This window comes from Streptomyces sp. NPDC057307 (genome assembly GCF_042667665.1).
Classification (GTDB): domain Bacteria; phylum Actinomycetota; class Actinomycetes; order Streptomycetales; family Streptomycetaceae; genus Streptomyces.
On sequence record NZ_JBHUZM010000022.1, the window covers coordinates 1 to 13,294 of the forward strand.

The 13,294-nt window shown below is 68.2% G+C and carries 15 protein-coding genes; 7 read left to right on the top strand and 8 right to left on the bottom strand.

Annotated elements, in window-relative coordinates; all coding sequences use genetic code 11:
• Nucleotides 1–162 precede the first annotated feature (162 nt).
• The 7 genes from ccsB to hemL form a co-directional block, all read right to left on the bottom strand.
• Nucleotides 163–1,254 (bottom strand): c-type cytochrome biogenesis protein CcsB, encoded by a 1,092-nt coding sequence (gene ccsB, locus ACFUN8_RS11485; protein WP_383634636.1) that lies wholly within the window; start codon nt 1,252–1,254, stop codon nt 163–165.
• Nucleotides 1,251–3,113 carry a cytochrome c biogenesis protein ResB gene (locus ACFUN8_RS11490; protein WP_383634638.1) on the bottom strand — a complete coding sequence of 621 codons (1,863 nt, stop codon included), beginning with the start codon at nt 3,111–3,113 and terminating at the stop codon, nt 1,251–1,253. Before ACFUN8_RS11490 ends, ccsB begins: the two co-directional genes overlap by 4 nt.
• 4 nt (nt 3,114–3,117) lie before the next feature.
• Entirely contained in the window at nt 3,118–3,855 is a 738-nt protein-coding gene (locus tag ACFUN8_RS11495) for a cytochrome c biogenesis CcdA family protein (RefSeq protein WP_383634640.1), read from the bottom strand.
• A 31-nt stretch (nt 3,856–3,886) separates the two neighbouring features.
• Complete coding sequence (locus ACFUN8_RS11500) at nt 3,887–4,516, bottom strand: TlpA family protein disulfide reductase (protein ID WP_383634642.1); 630 nt, start codon at nt 4,514–4,516, stop codon at nt 3,887–3,889.
• A 109-nt stretch (nt 4,517–4,625) separates the two neighbouring features.
• Nucleotides 4,626–5,879, bottom strand: a complete 1,254-nt coding sequence (locus tag ACFUN8_RS11505) for a hypothetical protein (RefSeq protein ID WP_383634644.1) — start codon at nt 5,877–5,879, stop codon at nt 4,626–4,628.
• Between the two features lie 158 nt (nt 5,880–6,037).
• Entirely contained in the window at nt 6,038–6,715 is a 678-nt protein-coding gene (locus ACFUN8_RS11510) for a histidine phosphatase family protein (protein ID WP_383634646.1), read from the bottom strand.
• Nucleotides 6,712–8,040 (bottom strand): glutamate-1-semialdehyde 2,1-aminomutase, encoded by a 1,329-nt coding sequence (gene hemL, locus ACFUN8_RS11515; protein ID WP_383634648.1) that lies wholly within the window; start codon nt 8,038–8,040, stop codon nt 6,712–6,714. The genes ACFUN8_RS11510 and hemL overlap by 4 nt, the downstream gene beginning before the upstream one ends.
• A gap of 272 nt (nt 8,041–8,312) precedes the next feature.
• Between hemL and ACFUN8_RS11520 the strand changes: the two genes are divergently transcribed.
• Together ACFUN8_RS11520 and ACFUN8_RS11525 are read left to right on the top strand one after the other, a co-directional pair.
• Nucleotides 8,313–8,903, top strand: a complete 591-nt coding sequence (locus tag ACFUN8_RS11520) for a hypothetical protein (RefSeq protein WP_383634650.1) — start codon at nt 8,313–8,315, stop codon at nt 8,901–8,903.
• 236 nt (nt 8,904–9,139) lie between these two features.
• Nucleotides 9,140–9,682, top strand: coding sequence for an NUDIX domain-containing protein (locus ACFUN8_RS11525; RefSeq protein WP_383634652.1), 543 nt, complete (start codon nt 9,140–9,142; stop codon nt 9,680–9,682).
• Between the two features lie 35 nt (nt 9,683–9,717).
• On the opposite strand, the gene ACFUN8_RS11530 is transcribed toward ACFUN8_RS11525, so the two are convergent.
• Nucleotides 9,718–11,067, bottom strand: a complete 1,350-nt coding sequence (locus ACFUN8_RS11530; protein ID WP_383634654.1) for a tol-pal system YbgF family protein — start codon at nt 11,065–11,067, stop codon at nt 9,718–9,720.
• A gap of 207 nt (nt 11,068–11,274) precedes the next feature.
• On the opposite strand from ACFUN8_RS11530, the gene ACFUN8_RS11535 reads away from it, so the two are divergent.
• From ACFUN8_RS11535 to ACFUN8_RS11555, 5 genes are read left to right on the top strand one after another with little or no spacing between them, the layout of a single operon-like run.
• Nucleotides 11,275–11,664, top strand: coding sequence for an ATP-binding protein (locus tag ACFUN8_RS11535; protein WP_383634656.1), 390 nt, complete (start codon nt 11,275–11,277; stop codon nt 11,662–11,664).
• Nucleotides 11,664–11,810: a hypothetical protein gene (locus tag ACFUN8_RS11540; protein ID WP_383634658.1), complete on the top strand. Its 147-nt coding sequence runs from the start codon at nt 11,664–11,666 to the stop codon at nt 11,808–11,810. Before ACFUN8_RS11535 ends, ACFUN8_RS11540 begins: the two co-directional genes overlap by 1 nt.
• On the top strand, nt 11,807–11,977 hold the full coding sequence (locus ACFUN8_RS11545) for a hypothetical protein (RefSeq protein ID WP_383634660.1): 171 nt from the start codon (nt 11,807–11,809) through the stop codon (nt 11,975–11,977). The genes ACFUN8_RS11540 and ACFUN8_RS11545 overlap by 4 nt, the downstream gene beginning before the upstream one ends.
• 42 nt (nt 11,978–12,019) lie before the next feature.
• Nucleotides 12,020–12,481 carry a hypothetical protein gene (locus tag ACFUN8_RS11550; RefSeq protein ID WP_383634662.1) on the top strand — a complete coding sequence of 154 codons (462 nt, stop codon included), beginning with the start codon at nt 12,020–12,022 and terminating at the stop codon, nt 12,479–12,481.
• A gap of 9 nt (nt 12,482–12,490) precedes the next feature.
• On the top strand, nt 12,491–13,294 hold the full coding sequence (locus tag ACFUN8_RS11555; protein WP_383634664.1) for a hypothetical protein: 804 nt from the start codon (nt 12,491–12,493) through the stop codon (nt 13,292–13,294).

Sequence of the window (13,294 nt, forward strand, 5' to 3'; positions counted from 1 at the left end):
CCCCGCTCTCTTCATCGGGCCGTCCGCCCCCCTCCGCCCCCCGCCCGGGCCGGACGCCCCCCCCCCACCCCCCCCGGCCTCCCCCCGCGCCCCCGCCCGTTTGGGGGCGGCCCCCGCCGCTGTTCGTCTGCGTCGTTGTCGGTTGTCGTCCGTCGTCCGTTGTCACACTCCCGCGTACGAGTGCTTTCCGGTGACGAAGATGTTGACGCCGTAGTAGTTGAACAGCCAGCAGCCGAAGGCGACCAGCGCCAGCGTCGCCGCCTTGCGGCCCTTCCAGCCCGCCGTGGCGCGCGCGTGCAGATAAGTGGCGTACGCGACCCAGGTGATGAAGGACCAGACCTCCTTGGGGTCCCAGCCCCAGTAGCGGCCCCACGCGTCGCCGGCCCAGATCGCGCCCGCGATGATCGTGAAGGTCCAGAGCGGGAAGACGGCGGCGTTCACGCGGTACGAGAACTTGTCGAGCGTCGCGGCGGCCGGCAGCCGCTCCATGACGGACGACCACGCGCGGCCGACGGTGACACCGCGGGCGATCTTGGACTCGTACACGTCACGCAGCAGGTAGAAGAGCGTGCCCACGGCGCCGAGGTAGAAGACCGCGCCGCAGAAGATCGCGGTGGAGACGTGGATCCAGAGCCAGTACGAGTGCAGGGCCGGGACCAGTTGGTCGCTGTCGGTGTAGAGCACGGTCGTCGCGACGCCCAGGTTGAGCAGGACCGTGGTGACCAGCGGCAGTCCGATCCAGCGGACGTTCTTCCTCGTGAGGAGGAAGGCGAGGTACGTGCCGACCGCCACCGTGGAGAAGGTGGTGGAGAACTCGTACATGTTGCCCCACGGCGCGCGCTGCACCGCCATCGCGCGGCTGACGACGCCGGCCGCCTCGATCAGGAAGCCGAGCGCGGTCAGGGCGACGGCGATACGTCCGTACAGGTCGCCCTTGAGCGTGCCGCCCGCCGCGCCGGGGCCGTCGGGCACGTCGCGGCGCCCGGCCGCCGAGCGCGTGACGACCTTGGGCCGCTCCAGGACGGCGGTGCCGCCGCCGTTCTCCTTCTCCGCCGTGCGCACCTCGACCGTGGCGGCGGCCGTCGCACCGGCACCGGTCAGCGCGGCGGCGGTACGGCCGACCTTGCTGCGGCTGCCCAGGACCCATTCGACGATATGGGCGAAGAAGGCCAGGGTGTAGACGGCCATGGACGAATAGACCAGCACGTTGGCGGTGTGCGCCAGGTTCTCGTTGGTGGTGGCGGCGAGGATCACTTCTCAGCCCCTTCGACAGGCTCTCCGGTAGGTGTGGCGGGGTCGGCGGGTGTTTCCGCGGCTTCTGCGGTGTCTTCGGATTCTTCGGGTGCTGCCGACGCGGTCGGTGCTGTGGGCTCGGTCGGTGCTGTGGGCGCGGTCGGCGCGGTCGGCGCCTCCGCGTTGAGCGTCAGCGCCAGGTCGCCCAACTCCTCCGGGAGCTTCGCCGACTCGCTGCGCCCGAGGCCGGCCATCTCCACGACGGTGACGCCGTCGGCGCCCCGTACCGCGCGGACCCAGATCCGGCGCCGCTGGATGAAGAGCGAGCCCACAAGGCCGAGGACGGCCCCGATCGCACCGGTGAGGGCGAGCCCGTTGCCGGGCTGCTGGGAGATCTGGAAGGTCGCCCACTCCTTGATGTCCTTCTCGAAGGTCACCGAGCCCGCGCCGTTGGGCAGTTTCATCGTCTCGCCGGGCAGCAGCCGCTGTGCGAGCTTGTTGCCGTCGGCGTCCTTGAACTGCTTCATCTTGCTGGTGTCCAGCTGGTACACGTTCTGCGGCAGACCGGAGTCGACGCCGAGGCTGCCCTGGTAGCCGGTGAGCGCGAGAACGGGATAGTCCAGTTCGGGGAACTGGGAGAACATGTTGCCGTTGCCCTTGCCCGCGAAGGTCGGGACGAAGAAGGCGTTGAAGCCGAGTTGCTGCTTCTTGCCGTTCTTGTCCTTGTAGCCGTCCATCACCTTGATCGCGCCGGTCGACGTGATGTTGTTGTCGATCGGCAGCAGCGGGGTCGCGCCCTTGAAGACGACCTTGCCCTTGCCGTCCCGGACGGTGAGGACGGGGGCGTATCCGTGGCCGATCAGATAGACCTTCGAGCCCTTGACCTCCAGGGGCTCGTTGACCTCGATGACGGCCTTGCGCTCCTTGCCGCTCGCGTCCGTCGAGTAGCTGACGTGGGCCTCGAACTCGCGGGCGGTGCCGACCTGCGGTCCCTTGCGCTCGAAGGTCCCGACGAACTTGTCGAGGTTGAAGCTGAACGGTTCCAGGTCGTCGGTGTCGTACATCGAGCCGGACTTGAAGTCGTCGTACTGCGTGAGGGTGTTGGAGAAGCCGTCGCCCTCCATGATCAGCTTTCCGCCCTCGGACTTGAACAACTGCCCGGTGGCGAAGGCCACCAGCATCACGATCAGCGCGATGTGGAAGAGCAGATTGCCGGTCTCACGGAGGTAGCCCTTCTCGGCGGCGACCGCGTCCCCGACGGTGTGCGCGCGGAAGCGCCGCCGCTTGAGCATGGTGAGCGCGGCCTCGCGGGCCTCGTCCGGCTCGGCGGTCGTACGCCAGGTCGTGTACGCGGGAAGCCTGTCGAGCCGCTTGGGGGCGCCCGGCGGACGGCCGCGCAGCTGCCCGACGAACTGCCAGGTGCGCGGGACGATGCAGCCGATGAGCGAGATGAAGAGCAGGAGATAGATCGCCGAGAACCACACCGAGCTGTAGACGTCGAACAGCTGGAGCTTGTCGTAGATCGGCGTGACCGTCTCGTGCTTCTCCTGGAACGTCTGGACCTTCAGCTCGTCGACGCTGTTCTGCGGGATGAGCGAGCCGGGGATGGCGGCGAGCGACAGCATGAAGAGCAGGATCAGCGCGACGCGCATCGAGGTGAGCTGACGCCAGAACCAGCGGATCCAGCCGAGCGGACCGAGGCTGGGGCCGCCGATGGCGGACTCCTCGCGGGGGGCGGTGGAGAGCTGCGATCCGGCGGCGCCGAGTTCACGGGTCTCGCGCGCCTCGGGCGACTCGGCCGTCTCGTGCGCCTCGCTTGCCTCAGGCGTCTCGGCCGTGGTGCCGTCGGCGGCTGCCGCTGTCGTCTCTGTCTTGCTCATGGAACTAGATCCCCACCGTGAAGCCGTTGGTCCACGCCTGCATGTCCTGCATGATGCTGTCCCACACGCCGGTCACCAGCAGCACCCCGGTCGCGATCATCATCACGCCGCCGACCCGCATCACCCACAGGTAGTGCCGCTTGACCCAGCCGAACAGCCCCAGTGCCTTGCGGAAGGCGACGGCGGCGAGCACGAAGGGCACGCCGAGCCCGACGCAGTACGCGACGGTCAGTATGGCCCCTCGCCCCGCGGTCGCCTGGTCGAAGGCCAGCATGTTCACGGAGGTGAGCGTCGGTCCGATGCACGGTGTCCAGCCGACCCCGAACATCGCGCCCAGCAGCGGTGCGCCGACGAGGCCCGACACCGGCTTCTTGTGGACGCGGAACTCGCGCTGCGTGAGCCAGGGCAGCAGCCCCATGAAGAACACGCCCATCGCGATCATGAGTACACCGAGGATCCGGGAGATGACCGCCCGGTTGTCCTGGAGGGTGTTGCCGAAGTAGCCGAAGAGCGCGCCGCCGGAGACGAAGACCGCGGTGAATCCGGTGATGAACAGCACCGCGCCGGTGACCATCCGCCCCCGCCGGGCGTCGCCCAGATCGGTGCCGCTGATGCCGGTGACGTACGAGAGATAGCCGGGCACGAGGGGCAGCACGCACGGTGAGAAGAACGAGACGAGACCACCCAGCAGCGCGATCGGCAGCGCGACCATCAACGCCCCGTCGAAGACGGTCTCATTCATGCCGGGAACAGCGGCGAGAACCTCCACGGGATCACTTCTCCGCGATCAGCGGGTCGATCAGCTCGCGCAGCTTCTTGTCGTCGAGCGCCTTGAGCGAGCGGGCCGCGATCTTCCCGTCCCGGTCGAGCACGATCGTGGAGGGGATGGCCTGCGGGTTGAGCGTGCCCTTGGGGAAACCGTTGACGATGAGTTTGCCCGCCGGGTCGTAGATGCTCGGGTACGCGACGCCGTAGTCCTTCTCGAAGGCTATGGCCGCGCCCTTGTTGGCGTCGCGGGCGTTGAGTCCGACGAAGGCGATGTCCTGCCCCTTGGCCTCGGTCTCCTTGGCGATCTTCGCGAAGTACGGCGCCTCGGCGCGGCAGGGTCCGCACCAGGAGCCCCAGACGTTCAGCACGACGACCTGGCCCTTGAGGTCGGCCACGTCGAGCTGCTTGCCGTCGAGCGTCTCACCGGCGATCTTGTTGACCGACTTGCGCTCGCCCTTGGCGACGGTCTGCACCCCGCCGGTGTTGGTGACGAAGTTGGTGTCACCGCCGCCGCCGGACGTGGCACCGCCGCTGCACGCCGCGAGGGTGAGCATGGCCGCCGACGCGACAACGGCCGGAAGTACGGCGCGTGGGCGTCGGTTCGAGCGGCTTCGGGGGGCTCGGCCAAAGTTCATGTGAAAAGTTTCGCATGGGCCATTCAGGGATCTTCTTCGCCCCCCTCGGTCCCGAAGAAGCCCTGACCGCGCGCTGTCGGCGGCCCGGCCGGCCTCCGTGACAACGGGCTCAGGCGGCCTTGAAGAAGGTGTTCCAGCCGCCCGCCGGAGCCTGGCCGACCTCCAGCGTACGGAGTTTGGCGAGCACGGCCGGGTCCTGGACATCGAGCCAGTCGGTGAACTGCCGGAAGGAGACGAGCCGTACGTCCTTCTTCTCCGCCATCCCCTTCAGCGCTTCTTCGACCGCATCCATGTATATGCCGCCGTTCCACTCCTCGAAATGATTCCCTATGAAGAAGGGGGCGCGATTCGATTCGTAGGCGCGGCGGAATCCGGAAAGATACGCATCGGTGGCCTGCTTGCGCCAGCCCGGATAATTCGAAGGCACGCCCTTCGTCGAATTCTTCGACTGATTGGCGAGCATGTTGTAGTCCATCGACAGCACCTCGAAGGAATGCCCGGGGAACGGCACGGCCTGCAACGGCAGATCCCATACGTCCCCTCGCTTGCCCGGCCACATCTGCCGGCCGCCGGGCGAGCTGGCGTCGTATCGCCAGCCCATCTTGCCCGCCACGGGCAGCAGGTTGTCCTGGCCGAGCAGGCACGGCGTACGGCCGCCGACCAGTTCCTTGCGGTAGTCGAACGGCAGCGGGTCGAGGTCCTTCCAGCCGCTGTTGGTCTTCCACTCGGTGACGAAGCCGATGGCCTGTTCGGTCTCGTCGCGCCACTGCTTCGGCGACCAGTTGCCGACGGAGCCGGAGCCGGCGCAGAAGTGCCCGTTGAAGTGGGTGCCTATCTCGTGCCCTTCGAGCCATGCCTGGCGTATGTACTTCAGCGTGTCCTTGATGTGCGCGTCGGTGAGATAGCCGATGTCGGAGGCGCCGACGGCGTTGCCCGGCGGGCGGTAGAGGGTCTTCTTCGACTCCGGCAGCAGATAGATGCCGGAGAGGAAGAACGTCATCGCCGCGCCGTGGTCCTTGGCGAGGTCGAGGAAGCGCGGGAAGAGGCCGTTGCCCACCTCGCCCGCGCCGTCCCACGAGAAGATCACGAACTGCGGCGGGGTCTCACCCGGTTCGAGCGGTACGGGCTTGGGCGGCTGGTGCGGCTGCTTTCCGGTGTCGGCCGTCGAACCGTCACCGATCAGCCGCACATTCTTCTCACTCGCCTTGCCGCTCGGCCTGCCCCCGCCCTCGCCCCCGGCCCCCGCGGTGTCCCCACCGGTATTTCCGGACGCACCCGTGTGGGTACCGCAGCCCGCGATTCCGATTGCGGCAGCCGCCCCAATTCCGGCTCCGAGCAGGCTCCTTCGGCTCATGTCGCGCATATCGGTCCCATCCGCACTCGCTCATGTAACGTCCGCCGGTCATGCGGACGACAACACGTTAGAGGGCATAGGGAACTCACAGGTTCCAGAAATTGGTAAAGCATCGGCCTGTAACAGCAGATGTGACATTTACCGCCGAACCGTGGGCGATTGGCCGACTACGCTCCGAAAGCTTTTGACGCGCCCTTCACCGGTTTGGCGCCCGCGAGGAGATGCGCGGGTACGAGATCGCGCGCCGGTTCCGTATAGGCGACGGAGATCAGCTTCTCCCCCTCGTACGTGAATGTCGTCAGGGACGCGAGCGTGCACTGTCTGCGGCGCGGGTCGTGCCAGAGTCTGCGGCGCTCGAAGTGGCTGCGCACGATCCAGATCGGCAACTGGTGGCTGACGCAGACGGCCTCGTGCCCGAGGGCCGCGTCGCGCGCGTCCGCCAGGGCGGACTTCATCCGGGCGACCTGGTCGACGTACGCCTCGCCCCAGGAGGGCCGGAACGGGTTCGTGAGATAGCGCCAGTTGGCGGGCGAGCGCAGGGCGCCGTCGCCGACCCCGAAGGTCTTGCCCTCGAAGACGTTGGCGGCCTCGATGAGGCGGTCGTCGGTGTGGAGGGTCAGGCCGTGGGACTTGGCGACGGGGGTCGCGGTCTCCTGGGCGCGCTCCAGCGGGGAGGCGACGACATGGGTGATGTCGCGGGTCGCGAGGTGCTCGGCGACGCGGTCGGCCATCTGCCGGCCGAGTTCGGAGAGGTGGTAGCCGTCGCGGCGCCCGTAGAGGACTCCGTCGGGGTTGTGCACCTCTCCGTGCCGTACGACGTGCACGACGGTGGTCTCGGCGCTCATGCCCGCACCCCGCTCTCGGGCGCCGTGGCTTCCGCCGCGGCGCGGGCGGCGGCCGGCAGGGCGGCGGCGATGCGCTCGACGGCGCGGTCGTCGTGGGCGGTGGAGACGAACCAGGACTCGAAGGCGGACGGTGGCAGATAGACGCCGTCGGCGAGCATCGAGTGGAAGAAGCCGGTGAAGCGGAACGCTTCCTGCCGCTTGGCGTCGTCGTAGTCGCGGACCTCGTCGGCGGTGAAGAAGACGGAGAACATGTTGCTTGCCGTCTGCACCCGGTGCGCGACACCCTCCTTGCCGAGGGCGTCGGAGACCAGCCCGCGGATCTCGGCGGAGACGGCGTCGACCTTCGCGTACGCCGCGTCGTCGAGCAGCCGCAACTGCGCGAGCCCGGCGGCGGTGGCGACGGGGTTCCCGGAGAGCGTGCCCGCCTGGTAGACGGGCCCGGCGGGCGCGAGGTGCGCCATGACGTCGGCACGGCCGCCGAAGGCCGCCGCGGGGAATCCGCCGCCCATGACCTTGCCGAAGGTCATCAGGTCGGGCGCGACACCGTCGATGCCGTACCAGCCGGCCTTCGACGTACGGAATCCGGTCATCACCTCGTCGGAGATGTACAGCGCGCCGTTCGCGGCGCACAGCTCCTTGAGCCCGGCGTTGAACCCGTCACGCGGCGGCACGACGCCCATGTTCCCGGGCGAGGCTTCGGTGATCACGCAGGCGATCTCGCCGGGGTGCGCGGCGAAGGCGTCCCGTACGGCCTGAAGGTCGTTGTACGGCAGTACGACGGTGTCCCCGGCCTGCGCGCCGGTCACCCCGGGCGTGTCGGGCAGCCCGAACGTCGCGACACCGGACCCGGCGGCGGCGAGCAGCGCGTCGACGTGCCCGTGGTAGCAGCCGGCGAACTTGACGATCTTCGCGCGCCCGGTGAACCCGCGGGCGAGCCGGATCGCCGACATGGTGGCCTCGGTGCCGGACGACACGAGCCGTACCTGCTCGACGGGCGCGACCCGGCCGACGATCTCCTCGGCGAGCGCGACCTCGCCCTCACCGGGCGTCCCGAAGGACGTACCCCGGGCGACGGCGGCCTGGACGGCCTCGATGACCTCGGGCCGCGAGTGCCCGAGGATCATCGGCCCCCAGGAACAGACGAGGTCGACATAGTCGCGCCCGTCGGCGTCGGTGAGGTACGGACCGTCACCGGACACCATGAACCGGGGCGTACCGCCCACGGCCTTGAAGGCACGGACGGGAGAATTCACGCCGCCGGGCGTCACGATCGACGCACGGTCGAAAAGCGCCTGCGAAACGGGGGCTTCGTATGAATACGACACTTTGGTCCTGATCTGCGATTCGGGGTCGGGTGGCCGGGGACGAAGGATCTCGGCCACCGATGAGCGGGGCGCGCGGTCTCCTCGTATTACATAAGGGCGTCAACGCCCCCGCGTCTGCGAAACTGGGGCGTCATAGGGGAAGCTCACGCAATCCATGGTGTCAGAGCCTTCGAAGTATCTGCGGACAGGTGTTTCACCGGTCGTCCGTGGGGGAGGTCACTGTCACGATGATCGGGTTGCGCGGCCGGGGCTGCGAGTGGTCGGGTGGAGATATGCATCGCGGTGGCGGACTGGGCGAGGGAACCGATGACCTCGGGCCCGACCCTGCCCGACGGGGAAAACACCGGCGCCGCGAGCGAGAGGCCCGCGCGCAGCCGCCCTCCAGCAGAAACGACAGCCGGCCTCCCGGGGGCGGGAGCGGCCGGGTGGGCGTGACGTACAAGTACTTCGGCGCCCCGGACGGGGCGACGGCGGCCCGCGTCCCCATCTCGATGCGCCCGGAGGAGCTGGGCGGCGACGAGCTGGGCATGGGCGGCATGTTCACCAAGATCAAGCCCGAGACGATAGCCGCGATGGTCCTCACGGGCATCCAGGGCATGCCCCTGAACAAGGTCCCCCCACTCGAACTGGTCGTGCTGCACCCGGACTACGCGGTGGTCAAACTCCCGATGACGGTGGTGGACCCCCTGCGCGGCATCGGCGAGGAATCGGTGGGAGCGGCGGCCTTCATCTGGTCGACGGTCCCGGACCGGGGCGGCCCGCGGGACGCGTTCTACGTCTACCAACTGCTCCACGAGTGGCAGGACTTCAGCCACCGGCTGCACGAGGCGGGGCATCAGCCGTACTGCTTGGTGTGGCCGTGAGGCGCTGAGGTTCCGTTCCGACGAGGGGCGGACGCCTGCCCTCAATGGGCGCCCCTCTCAAGGGGGCGTCCCAGATGGCTTTCAGACGGCTCGTCAGGCCGCCCAGGCACCTTCAAGCACATGAGCGTCACCCACTGCACAGCGCCTCGCGAGCACCGACCCGAAGTTTTCGATGGGCGGACGACTTCTCGTCCAAGTGACATTCTTGGGGGACGGCAGCGAAAGGAAGTCGGCTCATGCGGTGGACGGTTCATGGCGAGCGCCAGATTTACAGCAACCCATGGGTCAACCTGTGGCTCGTGGAGGTCCAGCAGCCGGATGGCCGGCGTTGGGAGCACCACGTTGTCCGCATGCGTCATCTCGCCGTCGCCGCCGTGGTGGATGAGCAGAAGCGGGTGCTCATGATGTGGCGTCATCGGTTCATCACGGATACGTGGGGCTGGGAGCTGCCTATGGGGCTGATCGAGGCCGACGAGAGCCCTGAAGAGGCGGCGGCGCGGGAGGTGGAGGAGGAGACCGGATGGCGGGTGGAGTCCCTGAAGCCCCTGGTCTACGCACAGCCGGCCAACGGCATCACCGACTCTGAGCATCACGTCTTCCGTGCGGACGCCGCGACCTACGCGGGCCCGCCGACCGAGCTGAACGAGACGGACCGCATCGAGTGGATCCCGCTCTCGGAAGTTCGCGGCATGATCGACCGCCGTGAAGTCGTCAGCAGTGGCAGCCTGGTCGGGCTGCTGTACCTCCTGCTGGATGAGGCCACCGGCGCCGCTGGTTAACCGACGGCTTCGCGCCGCTCGGGTAGTTCTGGTCGTCAGCTCTTCAGCACTGCGACCTGCTGAGCTCGCGCGCCGAGCTCCCGAACCGCGCGCACCTTCTTGTACGGAGCGATGCGTTTGCGCATGGTCGCGAAGTGCTCGTCGCCTCGTGCGGACGACAGACCCGCGTACCCGTCCAGGAACGCGCCCCACGTCGCGCAGGCTTCCTCGATGTGACCGAGCTCGAACTGCCTTTGCGCCATAACTGCGTTGAAGTGCACCCGCCCCTGACGCTCCTGTTTCGGCTGCGCCCGCAGCGCTGTCTTCAAGGCGGCGATCGAGCTGGGCAGGTCGCCGGTCTCGTAGAGCACGTGGGCGACATGGAACTGGTAGGCGGCCTGGTCGTACCCGCCGATGGACTCTCCGCGAGAGTCCGCCTTCGAGAGCGCCACCTCGGCCTCGCGCAACCGGTCGAACGCCGCACGTCTGGCGCCCACCATCGCTGATGCGTGTGCCTGCTGGCCCCGCAAGAAGGCCACAAGTCGGGGCCCGGACTGCGGTGCCGCCTCCGCGGCCGAGTCCGCGAGTTCCAGGGCCTTGCGTCCGTAACGCAAGTGCGACGCTTGAAGGCTCATGCCACGCAGGGTGCGGCAGTACGTCACGTGGTCATTCGCCTCGCGCGCGATGTCCAACGCCTTGACGTAGTACCGCTGTCCGAGCCCGTGTTGACGCTCGAACATGGCCATCCAGCCTGTGAGGTACGTCAGGTCCGAGGCTGCGGAGAGCATGTCCTTCCTGACCTGCTCCGAGGCGGAAGCCCGCAGGTAGGGGGCGACCGTGTTGACGAGAAAGGCCGCTGCCATGGGCCTGGCGTGTCCGCCGCCCAACTCGTCGAGAATGTCAGCGATGCGCTCGGTCATCGTTCGCACGGTCGCCACTTCGCCCACGCCGATGTGGGTGGTGGGCTTGGTGGCGCGTTCGCGCTCCTCCGCGTGTGCCTCACCGGCGAACAGAGGCACGGCGAGGGCGGCCGAGTACAGGCCGGCAGTGAGAACGCCACGGCGCGACGGGTCCATGTCTGCCCTTCCGAGATCCATCAGGGACTCGACAGTGTCTCCGCTGACGGACCCTCTCCCGCCCTTCGGCGGCCGAAGCCCCGCTTCCGCATACGTCACCGGGCGCGCGAGTCTGCGTTCGAGCGCCTCGATGATCACCGGTCTGACCTGCTCCCTCGGCTGGGTGCCGGCCACCCAGTGCGAGACGGCGGACTGGTCGTACTTGAGGGACATGCCGGCCTGGGCGCCGATGCGATTCACGGCGTTGGCGAGCTGGGTTCGGGACCATCGCGCCTGTTCAAGCAATGTTTCGAGACCTGCGTTGCGGCCGTTCTGAGATGCCTGGGCCATGCCAACTCCCCGGTTAATTCATGGCTTTCACGGTTGCACCTGCTTCTCACGGTACCGGGCCGAGCACGTTGCGGAGTTAGCTCTACACGCACCGCGATCAAAAGCGGCCATGAGAGGAGACGTGTGGTGACCACCGTGACAAATCCTGCGTTCCCGACCCCACTGGCACAGGCGGTTGGGACGAAGACGGCGACCTGGAGAGAGCCGATGAGGGCCGCACAGGCTGCTTTGTCGTTCGACGCGCAGCCGAGGCACGTGGAGACCGCGCGCCGCGTCACGGCCGCCGTGCTCGGCGAAGCCGGCGTACGGGACAGCGACACCATCGGTACGGTCCAGCTGCTGGTCAGCGAGATCGTGACCAACGCGATCGTCCACGGCGACGCCAACTCGGTGTCGTTCCGGATCACTTGTGACACCGCCGGTGAGGCGCTGATCGAAGTCGACGATCACTCCTCCGGCGCTCCGGAGGTACGGGACGCGGGCCCGGAGGACGAGGGCGGTCGCGGCATGCGGCTCGTCACGTACTTCGCCCGCGACTGGGGCCGCAAAGGGACCTGCACCTGGTGCACGGTTCCGGTCGGGCCGGTGACCGGGTGATGGCCTCACATGACAGGCGACCGGCGGTCGTCCTCACCCCCGGCGGCGAGCCCCCACAAGTCCCGAAGACGGACACCGAACTGCTGCGACTCCTGTTGGAGTCCCTCCGCCGCTGGCAGCGGACGGAGCCGGACGGCCCGCCATGAGCAACAGGCCCGGCTCCCGTCCGCGTACCAGTTTCCCCAGAACCGCTCTCGCCGCGCTCAGAGCCATTCGCCGGGAACACCCCGTACTGGTCCACGGCCTCTACACCTACCTCAGCGTCACAAGCCTCCTCCTCGCCCTGACCGCCGCCGTCGCGGTTCGGGGCTGAGCGCGATACGCCCGTAAGCACCACGCACTCCCCGGAGACTCCATGAGCACCCCGCCCGATGATGCGCACGCAGACTACGCAACACCCGTTCACGAGACCGCCGATGCCTTACGCGCCGCGCTGCGTGAGCACGGTCTCGACCTACCCGGCCTCTCGGTGGAGCAAGGCAAGGTCAGCCTGGGCGACGTCACCGCCACCACCGCCGACCGGCTCGCGCGCCTCCTGGGCGCGCCCGTACAGAAAGTCGAGCGGAACCTGGCGGAATGGCCCGAGGCGCAGCAGGTCATGCGTCGGCTGGGCGCGGCATTCAGAACAGCCACCGGCGGCGGCTTCCTCGACCTGTACTTCCACCACGACTGCGTCCGCTGCGACCGCGACGCCGCTCTGACGCTCGGCCCAATCAACCAGCACGACGCACAACGTCTCCTTTCCTCCCTGTCGAGAGGGGCCTCTCCGTCCGGCCAAACGCGAGAGGCTACGGCACATCAATCGCACGCATCATGAGGAGCTTTCATGCCCGGCGTTCTGACCACCGACCACCCGGCCTGGATCGAAACGGCGCCCGGCGCCCGCGCACGCATCGTGCGTACGGCATCTGGCGTCTGGGTTCTGTCGTGGGATCAGGAAGGCCCACACTTGAGGTGCGTACAGGGCGCCGAGGACGTGAAACCGGTGTTCGTCACCACGGATCCTTCATGTCTGCCCGACAGCGTCCCTGCCGAGCTGAAAGCCGGCCTGGATGATCTCGGACCGACGCGGCGTCTGGCCAACCCCTGGCTGTGGGACGCCATCACCACGGCGATCCTGCGTCAGGTCGTACGCGCCGGGCAGGCCCGGAAGCTGTACCGGGCGTGGTGCGGCACGTTCGGCACCACCGTTGAAAGTGCCACGGGTGACTTGCTCATCGCCCCCACCGCCGCGCGAGTTCTGGAACTGACTGACGAACAGTTCACGGACGTCGGGGTCAAGTTCCACCGCACCGTCCTACAAGCCGCCGCCACCCACTACGAGCAGCGTCACGCCCAATGGGGGCGTCTGGGCTCCCGTGATTTGGTCGCCGCGCTCACGAGTGTCCCGCGCATCGGTCCATGGACCGCCGCCGCGGCAGCCGCCGACTACACCGGCGACTTCAGCATCTACCCGCACGACGATCTCGCCGTGCGCACCTGGGCCGCGCAGATCGCGCCCGCGCACGCGTGGCCGGGCAAGAAGGACAAGGCGTTCGGCCCGATGTGGACCGCCATGGCCGGCCTTGACCGCACCGCACTGCACACCTTGACGCTCTCCACACTCACCTGGGGCTCCCATGCCCGCTGA